This window comes from Actinomadura coerulea (assembly GCF_014208105.1).
Taxonomy (GTDB): domain Bacteria; phylum Actinomycetota; class Actinomycetes; order Streptosporangiales; family Streptosporangiaceae; genus Spirillospora; species Spirillospora coerulea.
In genome coordinates this window covers 6,351,221-6,366,323 of sequence record NZ_JACHMQ010000001.1, presented here as the reverse complement: position 1 = coordinate 6,366,323, position 15,103 = coordinate 6,351,221, and the positions used below count along the sequence as shown (strand labels likewise).

The 15,103-nt window shown below is 72.0% G+C and carries 13 protein-coding genes; 12 read left to right on the top strand and 1 reads right to left on the bottom strand.

Translation table 11 applies throughout. From position 1 onward, the window contains the following. Positions 1-73 precede the first annotated feature (73 nt). From BKA00_RS29430 to BKA00_RS29405, 6 genes are all read left to right on the top strand, one after another. Positions 74-925, top strand: a complete 852-nt coding sequence (locus BKA00_RS29430) for a maleylpyruvate isomerase N-terminal domain-containing protein (protein WP_185030505.1) — start codon at positions 74-76, stop codon at positions 923-925. A gap of 116 nt (positions 926-1,041) precedes the next feature. Next, the gene (locus tag BKA00_RS29425) at positions 1,042-1,647 is read left to right on the top strand and encodes a maleylpyruvate isomerase family mycothiol-dependent enzyme (RefSeq protein WP_185030501.1); all 606 of its coding nucleotides are present in this window, start codon (positions 1,042-1,044) and stop codon (positions 1,645-1,647) included. 52 nt (positions 1,648-1,699) lie between these two features. Further along, positions 1,700-2,224: a GNAT family N-acetyltransferase gene (locus BKA00_RS29420; protein ID WP_230298588.1), complete on the top strand. Its 525-nt coding sequence runs from the start codon at positions 1,700-1,702 to the stop codon at positions 2,222-2,224. Between the two features lie 39 nt (positions 2,225-2,263). Next, a complete protein-coding gene (locus BKA00_RS29415; RefSeq protein ID WP_185030495.1) occupies positions 2,264-2,686 on the top strand; it encodes a DUF3151 domain-containing protein in 423 nt (140 codons plus the stop codon). A 200-nt stretch (positions 2,687-2,886) separates the two neighbouring features. After that, positions 2,887-4,170: an adenylosuccinate synthase gene (locus BKA00_RS29410; protein WP_185030492.1), complete on the top strand. Its 1,284-nt coding sequence runs from the start codon at positions 2,887-2,889 to the stop codon at positions 4,168-4,170. 169 nt (positions 4,171-4,339) lie between these two features. After that, positions 4,340-5,182, top strand: coding sequence for a glycerophosphodiester phosphodiesterase family protein (locus tag BKA00_RS29405; protein WP_185030489.1), 843 nt, complete (start codon positions 4,340-4,342; stop codon positions 5,180-5,182). A 193-nt stretch (positions 5,183-5,375) separates the two neighbouring features. On the opposite strand, the gene BKA00_RS29400 is transcribed toward BKA00_RS29405, so the two are convergent. After that, a complete protein-coding gene (locus tag BKA00_RS29400) occupies positions 5,376-6,461 on the bottom strand; it encodes a magnesium and cobalt transport protein CorA (protein ID WP_185030486.1) in 1,086 nt (361 codons plus the stop codon). Positions 6,462-6,832: 371 nt separating this feature from the next. Here BKA00_RS29400 and purD point away from each other — a divergent pair, with 371 nt between their 5' ends. The 6 genes from purD to BKA00_RS29370 all read left to right on the top strand — a co-directional run bounded on the left by purD (position 6,833) and on the right by BKA00_RS29370 (position 15,081). Next, positions 6,833-8,083 carry a phosphoribosylamine--glycine ligase gene (gene purD / locus BKA00_RS29395; RefSeq protein WP_185030483.1) on the top strand — a complete coding sequence of 417 codons (1,251 nt, stop codon included), beginning with the start codon at positions 6,833-6,835 and terminating at the stop codon, positions 8,081-8,083. Between the two features lie 34 nt (positions 8,084-8,117). Then, positions 8,118-9,263, top strand: coding sequence for a low temperature requirement protein A (locus BKA00_RS29390; protein WP_185030480.1), 1,146 nt, complete (start codon positions 8,118-8,120; stop codon positions 9,261-9,263). Continuing rightward, positions 9,256-10,566, top strand: a complete 1,311-nt coding sequence (gene purB / locus BKA00_RS29385) for an adenylosuccinate lyase (RefSeq protein ID WP_185030477.1) — start codon at positions 9,256-9,258, stop codon at positions 10,564-10,566. The genes BKA00_RS29390 and purB overlap by 8 nt, the downstream gene beginning before the upstream one ends. An 8-nt stretch (positions 10,567-10,574) precedes the next feature. Next, entirely contained in the window at positions 10,575-11,363 is a 789-nt protein-coding gene (locus tag BKA00_RS40665) for an MOSC domain-containing protein (RefSeq protein ID WP_185030473.1), read from the top strand. A gap of 269 nt (positions 11,364-11,632) precedes the next feature. After that, positions 11,633-12,919 (top strand): UDP-N-acetylglucosamine 1-carboxyvinyltransferase, encoded by a 1,287-nt coding sequence (gene murA / locus BKA00_RS29375; RefSeq protein ID WP_185034944.1) that lies wholly within the window; start codon positions 11,633-11,635, stop codon positions 12,917-12,919. Between the two features lie 830 nt (positions 12,920-13,749). Beyond that, positions 13,750-15,081, top strand: a complete 1,332-nt coding sequence (locus BKA00_RS29370; protein WP_185030469.1) for a transcriptional regulator — start codon at positions 13,750-13,752, stop codon at positions 15,079-15,081. Positions 15,082-15,103: the final 22 nt, after the last annotated feature.

Below are 15,103 nucleotides of genomic sequence, written 5' to 3'. Positions count from 1 at the left end.
CCGGGGCGCCTTCTACATTTTCGTCCCTTTCTGGGCCCTTGCCCGACCCGAACGAAATTGCGACCATCGGGCCATGGTGGTTCGGCTCACGGAAGAGAACTGGGCGGCGACCCGGAGGTATCTGCGCGAGACCGGCGACCGGTTCGCCGGGTTACTGACCTCGCCCGGTTCCGACACGAATGCCACCGCCACCTGGACGGTCACCGATACGGCGGCGCACGTCGCCACTCTCGCGCGGTTCTATCACCAGAGGGTCGATCCCGCCGGCTGCGACGATCCACTGGCCGTGCCCGAGGAGCTCGTCGCGAGCACGATCGTCGATACGGTCGACTCCGCGAACGAGGAATTGCTGCGCCTTTTCCCCGAGCGCGATCCCCGGGTGCTCGCCGACCTCCTGGTCCGTGATGTCGACCGGATCCTGACCGCGACGCGGGACGCCGACCCGACGGCGGCGCTGCCCTGGCTGGGGGGCTCGCGAGTCCCGCTCGGCGGGCTGCTGGCGCACCTGCTCAACGAACTCCAGATCCACGGGCGGGACATCGCCCGGCCCATGCGCAAGCCCTGGCACGTCCCTCCGCAGGAGGCGGCCCCCTTCTTCGAGATGTTCCTCGTCGGGGTGACCGAGTACGGGTACGGGCGGCTGCTGGACGGCCACGGCCCCGCGCCCGCGGGACGGATCGCCGTCGAGTTCCGCTCCGACCACACCGCCCCCGTGGTGATGGCGATGACCGACGGGTTCGTCACCGTGGAGGAGCCCGGCGGCCGCCCCGACGTGCGGCTGTTCTTCGACCCGACGGCGCTCAACCTGATGCTGTTCGGACGGATCGGCAGAGCGCGCGCGGTGCTGAGCCGGAAGGTCGTCATCCGCGGCCCGCGACCCTGGGTACTCCCCGGCTTCCTGCGGATTCTGCGTCTTCCCTCGTGAACGGCGACGCCTCGTTCCCACCGGCCCCTGAAGGGGGAATCCGCCGCGATCACCGATGACTTCCCGCCGCGGCGGGGGTCTGTACTGGTGATCATCCCGGCGAGGTGAGGAGCCGAATGCGTGAGGCGACCGGCGCATCGGCGCCCACCCGATCGGACGCGCACGTTCTGGAGCGCTCGATCGGTTTTCTCCTGACCGCCGTCCAGCACGTCGCGCGGCCCATGCTCACGCACCCGACGCCGTGCTCGGCCTGGGACCTCAACACGCTGCTGCTGCACGTCGGCGACTCCCTCGCGGCGGTGCACGAGGGCCTGACCGCGGGCCGGATCGGCATCCGCCCGGTCGCGGCCGACCTCGGCGGCGACCCGGTGTCGGCGCTGCGCGTCCGCGCCGTCCGGGTGCTCCGCCACACCATGGCCTCCTCCGGCCGCCCGGGCCGCGGCGCGGAGACGGCCGCGGTCGGCGACCGGTGCCTCCCCGTGGCGGCGGTGACCGGCGCGGGCGCCCTGGAGGCGGCCGTGCACGGCTGGGACGTCGCGCAGGCGACCGGCGCGAGGCGTCCCATTCCCGCGGACCTGGCCGCCGACCTCCTGGACGTGTCGAGGACGCTGTCACCGCCCTGCGGCCGCCTGCCGCTGTTCGGCGCGCCGGTGGACCCCGGCCCGCACGCGTCGGCCGGGGACCGTCTCGTCGCCTTTCTCGGGCGCCGTCCGATGAGCTGAGAACCCGCACCTGAAGTTGCTTCACGCAACTTTCTGCGGTCCAATGAGTTTCGTGAAGCAACTCGACGTGGGCAGCGCCGCCCGCATTGGCGCCGTGCTCGACGACGTCCGGATCCGCCCGTACGGCGTCACCGACCGCGACCGCGTGCGGCGCATGTCGGACCGGCTGTCGGCCGCCAGCCTCTACACGCGCTTCTTCTCCGGCACGCCCCGCCTGCCCGACCACTACATCCGCCACCTGGAGGGCCTCGACCACTGGGACCGCGAGGCCCTCGTCGCGCTGGACGGCGACGAGATCCTCGGCATCGCCGAGTACGTCCGCGACACGGCACGGGCCTGGCGCGCCGACCTCGCCGTCCTGGTCGCCGACCCCTGGCAGCGCCGGGGCCTCGGCCGCGTCCTCGTCGGCTGCCTGTCCGAGCTCGCCGGACGGCGCGGCATCACCGAGTTCGACGCGGACGTCGTCCTCACCAACCGCCAGGCGCTCATGTTCGTCCGGAGCGGCTGGCCGGCCGCCCGCTCCTCCACGGACGGCGGCTCCGCCCACTTCCGCCTGCCGCTCCCCGTGCCCGCCTGACCCCGGCCGGTTGAATCCGCAGGGGGTCGCCCGCTTACCATGACCGGCATGACCCAGAACCTGCTCGGCGGCCCCGCTCCGACCGAACTTCCGGACAACGTCGAAGCCCGGACGGCCCTGGAGGAGGGCGTCGACCCGTTCGAGGTCGCCGCGCGCCACCCGGACCACCCGGGCGCGTGGGCCGAACTGGCCGACCGCGCCTTCGCCAAGGGCAGCGTCATCGACTCCTACGCGTTCGCCCGCACCGGCTACCACCGCGGGCTGGACCAGCTGCGCCGGGCGGGCTGGAAGGGCCACGGCCCCATCCCGTGGGAGCACGAGCCGAACCGCGGCTTCCTGCGCGCCCTGCACGCCCTCGCCCGGGCCGCCGCCGCCATCGGCGAGGAGTCCGAGGCCGAGCGCTGCAAGACGTTCCTCCGCGACTCCAGCGCCGAGGCCGCGGACGCCCTCAACGGCTCCTGACGCGCGCGGACGGTCCGCCGCCCGGCGGGCCGTCCGCGAGGCCGCCCGCCGGACCCCGGCGGGCGCGCATCCCACGGCCCTGACCAGGGGCCGGCCGGCCTCCGGTTTCTTTGTCGCCCGCCTGCGGGTACGCTTTGATCGCAAGAGGCCCCTTCGCGCTTGCGGCGACCGGGGCCTTCGTCGTGGGAAGGGAAAGTGGCATGCCTGCCATCGTTCTTGTCGGTGCCCAGTGGGGAGATGAGGGCAAGGGCAAGGCCACAGACCTGCTCGGTGGGGACGTCGACTACGTCGTCCGCTACCAGGGCGGCAACAACGCGGGCCACACGGTGGTCATCGGCGACAAGAGCTACGCGCTGCACCTGCTGCCGTCCGGGGTCCTGTCGCCCGACGTCGTCCCCGTGATCGGCAACGGCGTGGTGATCGACCCCGCCGTGCTGCTGCAGGAGATCGACGGCCTGCGCGACCGCGGCATCAGCTGCGAACGGCTGCTGATCTCGGCGAACGCGCACCTGATCATGCCGCACCACCGCGCCCTCGACAAGGTCACCGAGCGCTACCTCGGCAAGGCCCGGATCGGCACCACGGGCCGCGGCATCGGCCCCACCTACGCCGACAAGATCAACCGGATGGGCATCCGCGTCCAGGACCTGTTCGACCCGAACATCCTCACGCAGAAGCTCGACCTGGCGCTGCGCGAGAAGAACCAGGTCCTGACGAAGGTCTACAACCGCCGCCGCATCGAGACCGGGCCGATCGTCCAGGAGTACCTGGCCTACGGCGAGCGCCTCAAGCCGTTCGTCGCCGACACCACGCTCGTCCTCAACAAGGCGCTGGACGACGGCAAGGTCGTCCTGCTGGAGGGCGCGCAGGGCACGCTGCTGGACATCGACCACGGGACGTACCCGTTCGTCACGTCGTCCAGCCCCACGGCCGGCGGCGCGTGCGCGGGCTCCGGCGTCGGCCCCACCAAGATCACCCGCGTGATCGGCATCCTCAAGGCCTACACGACCCGCGTCGGGTCCGGGCCGTTCCCGACCGAGCTGCTGGACGAGCAGGGCGAGTACCTGCGCACGACCGGCGGCGAGTACGGCGTGACCACGGGCCGCGACCGCCGCTGCGGCTGGTTCGACGCCGTGATCGCCCGCTACGCCACCCGCGTCAACGGCATCACCGACTACTTCCTGACGAAGCTGGACGTCCTGTCCGGCCTGGAGCGGGTCCCGGTGTGCGTCGCCTACGAGGTCGACGGCGTCCGGGTGGACGAGCTGCCCACGACGCAGACCGAGTTCCACCACGCCAAGCCCATCCTGGAGTACCTGGACGGCTGGCAGGAGGACATCACGGGCGCCCAGAAGTTCGAGGACCTCCCCGCCAACGCGCGGGCGTACGTCCGGGCGCTGGAGAAGATGTCCGGCGCCCAGATCTCCGCGATCGGCGTAGGCCCCGGCCGCGACCAGACCCTGTCCCTGCGTCCCCTCGTCTGATTGCGCTTCTCTCCTCCTTCGGGCCTTGAAGGTCGGACGCGATCGCGGCCATTGAGGTCGTCGCGAGGCTGCGGCGCGGGCCGGGCTTGGTGATTCAGACGGCCCGGGTTGCGCTGATGGTCAGGTGTTCGTGGCCGGGCGTTCGGGGGCGGGCGGTAGCGTGCGTTCGGTGATCTCTTCCGTCGAGGTGCACGGACATCGCGGGGCGCGCGGCCTCCGCCCGGAGAACACCCTGCCCGGCTTCGCCCACGCCCTCGACCTCGGCGTCGACGTGATCGAGCTGGACGTGGGCCTGTCCTCGGACGGCGTGGTCGTCCTCGGCCACGACCAGGTGCTCTCCCCCGCCGTCCTCGCCGACACGGGCCCCGCCTGGCCGGGCGACCCCGCCTACCCCTACCTCGGCACGCCCGTCCGCGAGCTGTCGCTCGCCCAGCTGCGGACGCTCGACGCGGGCCTCGGCTGCGAGGGAGCCCCGCTGCCCGGCACCGGCATCCCCACGCTCGCCGAGGCGTGCGCCTTGCTGGCCCCCACCGGAGTGAGGCTCTCCGTCGAGCTCAAGACCGACCCGTCCTGGACCGGCGAGGAAGTGGAGCTCCTGACCGCCTCCGTGGCGGCGGTCCTGAAGGACTTCGGCTGCACCGGACGCTCCCAGCTCCTGGCCTTCGACTGGCGCGTCCTGGCCGAAGCCCGCCGCCACTACCCGGACCTGGGCCGCGTCGCCCTGATGGAACGCAAGACCCTCGTCCCCGGAACCGACTGGCTGGCAGGCCACTCCCCGGCCGACCCGGTGGCCGCCGCCTTCGCCCTGGGCGCCACCGCCGTCTCCCCCGAACACGCGATCACCACACCCGCCCTGACAGACCAGGCCCACGCTCTGGCCCTCCCGGTCATCGTCTGGACGGTCAACACCCCCACGGACATGACCCGCTTCATGGACCAGGGCGTGGACGCGATAGTCACCGACTACCCAGACGTCCTGCTAGCCCTCCGAACACCGACCCCCGCCGTCTGACGCACGACGCCCAGCCACCGCCGAGCCCCGCGACGACCTCAATGGTCGCGATCGCGTCCGAAGGCAGATTCGAGCGGAGCGAGAACCTGATCGCGCAGCGAGCCGCCAGGCGAGACGGAGCGATGCCAGCGATCGCCCGCGTTTCTCGACGATGGAGGGCCTTCAAGGCCCGAAGGAGGAGAGAAATGCAATGTCAGAGCCAACCGTTGCGGCGGAAGCCTCGGTAGAGGGCGAAGCAGGCCAGGGAGATGACGCTGAGGATCATCGGGTAGCCGTACTGCCAGCGGGTTTCGGGCATGTTGTCGAAGTTCATGCCGTAGACGCCGGCGATGGCGGTGGGGACCATGAAGATCGCGCCCCAGGCGGAGATCTTGCGCATGTCCTTGTTGTCGGCGACGGTGACCTGGGTCATGTGCGCCTGGAGGATGGGGTTGAGGAGCTCGTCGTAGGACTCGACCTGCTCGCGGACGCGGGTGAGGTGGTCCTCGACGTCGCGGAGGTACTCCTTGATCTCGGCGGGGACGAAGCGGCGGCCGGTGAGGTTGCGCAGCGGGCCGGCGAGCGGGCCCACGGCGCGCTTGAGCTGGATGACCTCGCGCTTGAGCCGGTAGATGCGGCGGGACTCGTCGGTGCGCTCGGGGGAGAAGACGGCCTCCTCGACCTCGTCGATGTCCTCCATGACAGCGTCGGCGACGCCGACGTAGCCGTCCACGACGCGGTCGGTGACGGCGTGCAGGACGGCGGCGGGGCCGAGGGCGAGGCGGGCGGGGTCCTTCTCCAGGTCGCGGCGGACGGGGCCGAGCGCGCCGTGGGCGCCGTGCCGGACGGTGACGACGAAGTCGGGGCCGCAGAACAGCATGATCTCGCCGGTCTCGACGACCTCGGCGCCGCCGGGGCCGCTGGAGACGTAGCCGACGGTCTTCATGACGACGAAGTGGACGTCGTCGTAGCGTTCGAGCTTGGGGCGCTGGTGGGCGTGGATGGCGTCCTCGACGGCGAGCGGGTGCAGGCCGAAGACCTCGGCGAGGTCGGAGAGCTCGCCGGCGGACGGCTCGTGGAGGCCGACCCAGACGAAGCCGGCGCTGTCGCCTTCGGGGGTGAGCCGGCCGTCGCGGACGAGGCGGACGGCGTCGGCGATGGTGTCGGTGCAGACGCGGTGGCCGTCGATGTAGGCGGCCCAGTCGATGACGGCGGAATCGCGGTTCGGAGCCTGCACGCCGCTGGGGCGGCCGCGCGTCTTGAACAGCGCGCGGCTCGGGCGGACTCGTGTCATGGCCATGGAGGTGCTCCTAAACCCGCCGGCCACGCACGCAGCGCGCGCTCAACCCAGGCTGGTCAGCGAAGGGAGCGCGCGAGAGCGACGGCCGGACGCCAGATGGAGGCGGACGGTGGAACAGTCCAGCTCGGACTGTGAGGGTTCTCCGGCGAACTGCAAGTATCACCAGGACTCATCCCGACCACCTCCTTTCGGGGCACCTCGACAGCGGGCGGTCAAGCCCGTGGCAGCCTACCAGCCGATATGTAGGACGCCGCCCGGATCGATCAGGTTCACACGTCCCGGTGTGACGGCGGCCTCACCGGGCCGCATGCCCCTTCGCGCAAGGGTTACACGCCACCCGGCGGGGGGCGGGGGACCAGTAAGCTCGCGACGTGCGAGTACTCGTCCTTGGATCGGGTGGCCGCGAGCATGCGCTCGCCCGCGCCCTGCACCGCGACCCTGCCGTCACCGCCCTCCACTGCGCCCCGGGCAATCCGGGCACGGCTGAGTTCGCGGACAACCACCAGCTCGATCCGACGAACCGCACGGCGGTGGTGGAACTGGCCGCGCGGCTCCGGGTCGGCCTGGTGGTCATCGGTCCGGAGGCCGTGCTCGTGGCCGGGGTCGCCGACGCCCTGCGCAAGGCCGGCATCCCCTGCTTCGGGCCGGACCGGGCCGCCGCCAAGATCGAGGCGTCCAAGGCGTTCGCCAAGGAGGTCATGGCCGCGGCGGGGGTGCCCACCGCCGACTCGCGGGTCTGCGAGTCGAGCGGGCAGGCCGAGGAGGCGCTCGACGCCTTCGGCCCGCCGTACGTGGTGAAGGACGACGGGCTCGCGGCCGGGAAGGGCGTGGTCGTCACCGAGAGCCGCGAGGAGGCGCTGCGGCACGCGGAGGCCTGCGACCGCGTCGTGGTCGAGGAGTACCTGGACGGTCCCGAGGTCTCCCTCTTCGCGCTGTGCGACGGGCAGCACGCCGTCCCGCTGCTGCCCGCCCAGGACTTCAAGCGCGCCTACGACGGCGACGAGGGGCCGAACACCGGCGGGATGGGCGCGTACACCCCGCTGCCCTGGGCGCCGCCCGGACTCGTGGACGAGGTCATGGCCACGGTCGTCCAGCCCACCGTGGACGAGTTGCGCCGCCGGGAGACCCCGTACGTCGGCGTCCTGTACGCCGGGCTCGCGCTCACGTCCCGGGGCGTGCGGGTGGTGGAGTTCAACGCGCGCTTCGGCGACCCCGAGACCCAGGTCGTGCTGGACCGGCTGGCCACCCCCGTCGCGACGCTGCTCCAGGCCTGCGCGATCGGCGGCCTCGACCCGGACCTGCGCCTGGAATGGCTGCCGGGCGCGGCCGTCACGGTGGTCGTGGCCGCCGAGGGCTACCCGGCCGCCCCGGCGAAGGGCGACGAGATCACCGGCCTGGACGAGGCGGCCGCGGTCGAGGGCGCCTACGTGCTGCACGCGGGCACCGCGCTCGGCGGCGAGGGGCGGCCGGTCGCGAACGGCGGGCGCGTCCTCAACGTCGTCGGCACCGGGCCCGACCTCGCGGCGGCCCGGGCCGCCGCCTACGAGGCCGTGTCCAGGGTCGGTCTGCGCGGCTCCCACCACCGGACGGACATCGCCCTGAAGGCGATCTCCATGCCATGATTACCTGATTACACCGATACAAGGTAGGTCAGGCATGGCTTCCCCCTCCGTGTCCGCGGGCGAAGAGGTCTACCGCGTCACGACGCTCGAGCTCTTCTTCGACCTGGTGTTCGTGTTCGCGGTGACCCAGCTCAGCCACGTCCTGGTCAAGGAACTGAACGTGCTGGGCCTGGCCCAGGTCGTGCTGATGTTCGGCGTCCTGTGGTGGATGTACGGCGGCTACGCCTGGCTGACCAACACCCTCACGCCCACAACGGCGGGACGGCGCCTGCTGCTCCTGGTCGGCATGGGCGGGTTCTTCATGGTCGCCCTGGCCACCCCGACGGCGTTCAAGGGCGGCGGCGTGCTGTGGGGCCTCGGATACCTGGTGCTGGTGCTCGCCCACGTGACGCTGTACGCGCAGGGCAACCCGAACATCCTGCGCGTCCTCCCGGCCAACCTCCTCGCCGCCGTGCTCATCATCGGCGCCGGGCTCCTCGACCACGGACCGGCCGTGTACGTGCTGTGGACGCTCGCGCTCGTCGTCCCGATCGTCCAGCCGTACATCGTGCCGGCGGGCGGGCTGTTCACCATCCAGCCCGCGCACATCGTCGAGCGGCACGGGCTGCTCGTCATGATCACCATCGGCGAGTCGGTGATCGCGGTCGGGGCGGGCGCCGAGCACGCGCACCTGGACGCGGGCCTGGTCGTCGCCGTGCTGCTCGGGCTGGCGCTCGCGGCGGCCGTCTGGTGGAGCTACTTCGCCAGGGACGACGAGCGCGCCGTGGAGTCGCTGACCGCCGCCGGCGACGTGACCCGCACGCAGATGACGATGTTCGGCTACTTCTACGCCCACATCCCGCTGGTCATCGGGATCATCGTGGCGGCCGCCGGCATGGGGACGGCCGTCGGGCACGCCTGGGACGGCCTGCACACCGGCCCCGCGCTCGCGCTGGCCGGCGGCGTCGCGCTCTACCTCGCGGGCGACGCGGCATTCCGCCGGGCCGTCCGCATCGGGCCGTCCCGCATCCGGCTCGGCGCCGCCGCGGCCGCGCTCGCCGCCACCCCGCTGGGCCTCTGGCTGGCCGCCGCCGAGATCGCCGCCCTCGTCCTGGTGGTCGCCGCCGCGCTCGTGCTGGAACACGCGGCGCCCCGGCCGGACGCGGCGGTTCCCGGCCTGGGACAATCGTCGGGTGATTGAGCGCTACACCCTTCCGGAGATGGGACGCGTCTGGAGTGACGCGCACAAGTACGAGCTGTGGTGCCAGGTGGAGGTCCTCGTCGTCGAGGCCCACGCCGAGGCCGGCACGATCCCGCCGGAGGTGGTGGAGCCGGTGCGCAAGGCGCCGCCGCCGACGCCGGAGGCCGTGCACGCCATCGAGGCGGTGACGCAGCACGACGTCATCGCCTTCCTGTCGGCGTGGGCGGACAACACCGAGCCCCGGGAGGCGGCCCGGTTCGTCCACTTCGGCATGACGTCGTCCGACCTGCTCGACACGGCGCTCGCGCTGCAACTGGTCGAGGCCACCGACATCCTGCTGGAGAAGGCCGACGCGCTCGTCGCGACGCTGCGCGACCACGCGCTGGCGCACCGGGCGACGCTGCGGGTCGGACGCACGCACGGCATCCACGGCGAGCCGGACGTGTGGGGCCACCGCGTCGCCGACTTCGCGTTCGCCATGGCCCGCTCCCGCGACCGGCTGCGCCGCGCCCGCGAGGCCGTGGGCGTGATGGCGATCTCCGGCGCGGTCGGGACGTACTCCAACATCGACCCGGCGATCGAGCTGCACGTCGCGCGCAGGCTCGGCCTGAAGGCCGCGGACGTGTCGACCCAGGTCGTCCTGCGGGACGGGATCAGCGAGTGGGTCTCGACCCTGGCGATCATGGCGACGGTGTGCGAGGCGATCGCGCTGGAGGTGCGGCACGGGCAGCGCACCGAGGTCCGGGAGCTGTGGGAGCCGTTCGGCAAGGGCCAGAAGGGCTCGTCGGCGATGCCGCACAAGAAGAACCCGATCATCTCCGAGCGGCTGGCGGGGATGGCGCGGATCGTGCGGGCCCAGGTCGTCCCGGTGCTGGAGGGCATCCCGCTGTGGCACGAGCGCGACATCTCGCACTCCTCCACCGAGCGGATCTCGCTACCGGACGCCTCCATCGCGCTCGACTACATGCTGAACCTGACGAACCGCCTCATGTCCGGCCTCGTGGTGGACGAGGCGCGGATGCGGGAGAACCTGGAGTCGACCGGCGGCCTCATCTACACCTCGACCGTCCTGCTGGAGCTGGTCGAGGCGGGCATGTCGCGCGACGACGAGGCGTACCCGCTCGTGCAGAAGGCCGCCATGGAGACCTGGGAGACCGGCACGCCGTTCCGCGAGACGCTGCGCGCGCATGCCGCGGAGGCGGGCCTCACGCTGGACGAGGAGCGCCTCGACGAGGTGTGCCGCCCCGAGCGCTTCGTGGCGCGCCTCGGCCCGATGTTCGACCGCCTGACCGCTCTCGGCTAGGAGGGGCCGTGCAGGGGACCGTGACCGAGCTGAACGTCTACCCGCTCAAGAGCGGCGGCGGGACGGCGCTGCGCAGTGCGGAGCTGACCCCGCGCGGTCTGCCGTTCGACCGCGAGTTCATGCTGGTCACCCCCGAGGGCCGCTTCCTGTCCCAGCGCGACCACGCCCGGATGGCGCTGCTGCGCCCGTCCTACGACGGGACGGTCCTCACGGTGGACGCCCCCGGCGCCTCGCGACTCGTCCACAAGGCCGCGGACGAGGGCGAGGTGCGGGAGGTCACCGTCCAGCGGTCGCAGTGCCGGGGCGTCGACCAGGGCGACGAGGCCGCGGCCTGGTTCGGCGACCTGCTCGGCGCCGAGTGCCGCCTCGTGCGCTTCACCGGCCTGCGCCCGACGGCCCGCGGCGGCGGCGAGGTCATGTTCGCCGACGGCTACCCGCTGCTGGTCATCTCGGCCGAGTCCCTCGCCGGCCTCAACGCGCGGCTGGACGAGCCGCTCCCGATGAACCGGTTCCGCCCGACCCTCGTCGTCGAGGGCCTCGGCCCCCACGGCGAGGACGAGGTGCGCCTGCTGCGCGTCGGCGAGGCCGTCATCGAGATGGTCAAGCCGTGCACCCGCTGCGTCATCACCACCACCGACCAGCGGACCGCCGAGCGCGGCCGTGAGCCGCTGCGGACGCTCGCCTCCTACCGCACCCGGGACCGCGGGATCCAGTTCGGCCAGAACTGCGTCCCGCGCGTCCTCGGCACGCTCAGGGTGGGCGACCCGGTGGAGGTCGTGGCCGCCCGCACCCCATGATGATCTTCAAAACCCCGGCGGCGGAGGCCCGCCGCCCCTAGGCTCCCCCTGGGAATTTCCCCGGGGAACGCGAACCTTTGGCGTGTTCCGGAGGTCTCAACGAGCAGACTGACGCCCGCGGGGCCAGGGCCGGACGCCACACCTCCGGCCCGATGGTTTACTGGGGTCGCGTCGGCAGCGGGGGGACACCGTCAGGCACGCTCGGCCCTCGTGCTCCCAACTGGATCGCACACGCAACCGCACCCGAGAGGAAGTTAGGCGGCATGAGCATGGGCCACGAGGTTCGCTACCGCATGCGCGGCGGCCGGCAGCTGCACGGAACGGTCTTCATCCAGGGGGCGAAGAACGCCGTCCTTCCGATGATCGGCGCCTCGCTGATGGCCTCCCGGGGACGCACCGTGCTGCGCAACGTCCCGATCATCGAGGACGTGCGGCGGGCGGTGGAGCTGGCGCGGGCCGTCGGCGCCAAGGCCGAGCTGCACGAGACCGAGCGCACGCTGGTGATCGACGCCTCGACGCTGAGCAGCCCCGTGCTGTCCGCCGAGATCGCGTCCCGGTTCCGCGGCTCGTTCCTGTTCGTCCCGGCGCTGCTGCACCGCTTCGGCGAGGCGGTCATCGAGGGCGTCGGCGGCTGCAACCTCGGCAGCCGCAACCTGGACTTCCACTACAACGGCTTCAAGCGCATGGGCGCCACGGTCACCGAGCACGTGGCCGACAACGGCGACGGCATCATCCACATCAAGGCCGGCGACCTGCGGGGCGGCACGCTCTACTGCGACACCCCCTCGCACACCGGCACCGAGAACCTGATCATGGCGGCGGCGCTGGCGCACGGCACCACGCTGATCAAGAACGCGGCGCTGGAGCCGGAGGTGCTGGACAACATCGCCCTCCTCCAGGCGATGGGCGCCCGGATCAGCGGCGGCGGCACCGGGTTCATCACGGTCGAGGGCGTGGACGAGCTGACCGCCGTCGAGCACACCGTGATGCCCGACCGGATCGACGCCGGCGTGTTCGTCATGGCCGCCGCGATCACCGGCGGCGACCTCAGCCTCGTCGGCGCCTCGCTGGAGCACCTCGGCGTCGCCGCCGACAAGCTGGAGCAGATGGGCGTCGAGTTCCACCAGCAGGGCGCCGTCCTGCAGGTGCGCCGCGACCGGACGCTGCGCCCGATCAACGTCATCACCGACGAGTACCCGGGCTTCGCCACCGACCTGCAGTCGCCGATCATGGCGGTGTCCTGCCTGGCCGAGGGCCCGTCCTACATCTACGAGCGGATCTTCGACGGCCGGTTCAAGCTGGCCGGCGAGCTGGCGAAGATGGGCGCCGACATCGAGGTGGACGGCAACCGCGCGAAGGTCAACGGCCCGCGCGGCCTGCGCGGCGCCGAGGTCGAGGCGCACGACCTGCGCTGCGGCAGCGCCCTGGTGCTGGCGGGCCTCGCCGCCGAGGGCGAGACGACCATCACCTCCGCCTACTACCTCGACCGCGGGCACGCGCACACGGCCGAGCGGCTCTCCCAGCTCGGCGCCGAGATCGTCCGCGAAGTCGGCTAGCACCCGGGGCTTCGCCGCGGTGCCGTCGCGGCACCGCGGCGTCCGGGCCGCCGCGCGCCGACCGGCCGAATGTGGCCTCGGGTCTGACCAACTCCTGGTTGATCCCTGACGAGCCGAGTAACGATTCGCGGCAAATCCCTTGAGCCGTGCGTTACCGCCTGGTTACGCACGGCTCAGACGGAGCCTTCTTACCATCCGAAGGCCGACTCTCTGACCTGGGCAGTCATGCGTGGAACGGTCCGAATCGACCGGACCGTAACGCGGTAAAAAATCACCGGTCACCCCCGGTCACGCGCTCTGGACGGATCACTCGTCTTTCGGGCGCGGGTGAGATCGGGTCGCCTGATTTCGGTCCTCGCGTAAACCAAACGGACGCCGCAGGGGTCCCTCCAGTATGGAGGAGCGTCAGGAAGGGGCCCCCACCGTGATTTCGGGTCTTGTTTTTCAACTTCGGACATCCGAAGATGCAGGATCAAGGCTGGCCGATTGGTGACAAATTACTGACCAGGGGGTCGCGTAGGTTACTTTTTCGCCGCACTCTTGATTCGATTTCGCGTCTGGGTGTCACATCGCGTCGCCCTGACCCGATCTGCCAGCTAGAAGGAGATCCTCTCCGCTTCGCCGAGGCGGGCGGGAGTCTCGGGCAAGACGGCCCTCCTCCACTTTCCGGAGGCGGGTTAGCGGGAAGTCGAATCGCAGGGGAACTGCGGGTGCTGGGTCAGAAGGCAGGGGCGTCAAGCCATGAGTCAACCATTGGGCGGAACGTGCGCGAGCAGATGGCCGGGGCGGCGTCCCCGCCGAGAGGACGGACCGGAAGCGAGCGATCATCGATGACGGCGGCGCGAACGGGGTCCGTCACCCCCGACCTCACGATCGGGGTCGTGGGCCCCCACGACCTGGTCGAACGGGTCATGCTCATGGGCCACGGCCCCACACCCGTACCGAGCAGGCTGGTGGCCGCCGCGTACCGCGACGAGCAGGAGGCGGCCGACAAGGTCGTGCGCCTCGGCTCGGGAGTGGACGTGTGCCTGTTCGCCAGCCCGGTCCCCTACGACTTCGCGCGCAAGGCCGGCGTCCTGACGATGCCCGCCACCTACGTGCCGCTGAACGGCGCCGCCCTTCAGGGCGCGCTGCTGCGGGCGTCCCTCGACGAGCGCTTCGACCCGTCCAGGGTCAGCATCGACGTGCTCGGCCGCGCCGAGGTCGAGGAGGCCTACTCCGAGATCAGCCTCGGCACCGAGCAGGTGCACCTGCGCGAGGAGGCCGCGGGCCCCGGCACGCTCGCCGCGTTCCACGAGCGGCTCTGGCGGCGCGGCGCCACCACCGTCGCGATGACCTGCGTGCACGCCACCGCCGAGCGCATGGAGATGGCGGGCGTCCCGACCATCCGCGTCCGTCCGACCGGCGCCGCGATCCGCAGCTCCCTGCAGACCGCCGCGCTCCTCGGCGCCCACCACCGCCTGGAGGAGTCGCAGCTCGTCGTCGTGCTGGTGGACGTCCCGACCCTCCGCGAGACCCCGCGCCGCGTCACCCCGCGCTACTGGCGCGACGAGCTGAAGCTGGCCCTGCACCGGGTGCTCCTCCAGGAGGCGCACCGGATGAACGCCTCGGTGTGGCCCGTCGACGACCACAGCTACCTCGTCATCGCCACGCGCGGCTCGGTCACCGCGTCCACCGAGGGCTTCCGGACGCCGCCGTTCGTCGAGCGCGTCCGCGAGGAGCTCGGCCTGGCCATCGAGGTCGGCATCGGCATGGGCCGCACGGCCCACGAGGCGGAGAACCACGCCCGCGCCGCGTTGGCGCGCTCCCAGAGCTCCCAGCGGGCGCAGGGCTTCGCGCTGGACCGCGACGGCCGCGCGCTCGTCCCCGCGCCGCGCACGCCGCCGCGCACCCAGCCGCAGGTCAAGCCGAAGGGCCTGGAGATCCTGGCCCGCCTCGCCGACAAGCTCGGCGACCAGGAGCAGCCCCTCATCGTGGACGCGGAGAACGCCGGCAAGATGCTCGGCGTCACGCCGCGCACCGCCCGCCGCCTCCTGCGCACGCTGGTCGAAGAGGGCCTCGCCTGGCCGCTCCCCCCGAACCGCACCCCCCAGCCCGGCCGCCCCCGCCAGCTCTACCGCCTGATCGTCGAAAAGCTCGGGCCGGCGGCGAAGACGAGTTAGTGGCAGTGCTCTCCTCCTTCGG

Coding starts and splice junctions, on each gene's coding strand:
- BKA00_RS29425 (WP_185030501.1), top strand. CDS start 1,042: ATGCGTGAGGCGACCGGCGCATCGGCGCCCACCCGATCGGACGCGCAC.
- BKA00_RS29430 (WP_185030505.1), top strand. CDS start 74: ATGGTGGTTCGGCTCACGGAAGAGAACTGGGCGGCGACCCGGAGGTAT.
- BKA00_RS29410 (WP_185030492.1), top strand. CDS start 2,887: ATGCCTGCCATCGTTCTTGTCGGTGCCCAGTGGGGAGATGAGGGCAAG.
- BKA00_RS29370 (WP_185030469.1), top strand. CDS start 13,750: ATGACGGCGGCGCGAACGGGGTCCGTCACCCCCGACCTCACGATCGGG.
- BKA00_RS29390 (WP_185030480.1), top strand. CDS start 8,118: ATGGCTTCCCCCTCCGTGTCCGCGGGCGAAGAGGTCTACCGCGTCACG.
- BKA00_RS29415 (WP_185030495.1), top strand. CDS start 2,264: ATGACCGGCATGACCCAGAACCTGCTCGGCGGCCCCGCTCCGACCGAA.
- BKA00_RS29400 (WP_185030486.1), bottom strand. CDS start 6,461: ATGGCCATGACACGAGTCCGCCCGAGCCGCGCGCTGTTCAAGACGCGC.
- murA (WP_185034944.1), top strand. CDS start 11,633: ATGGGCCACGAGGTTCGCTACCGCATGCGCGGCGGCCGGCAGCTGCAC.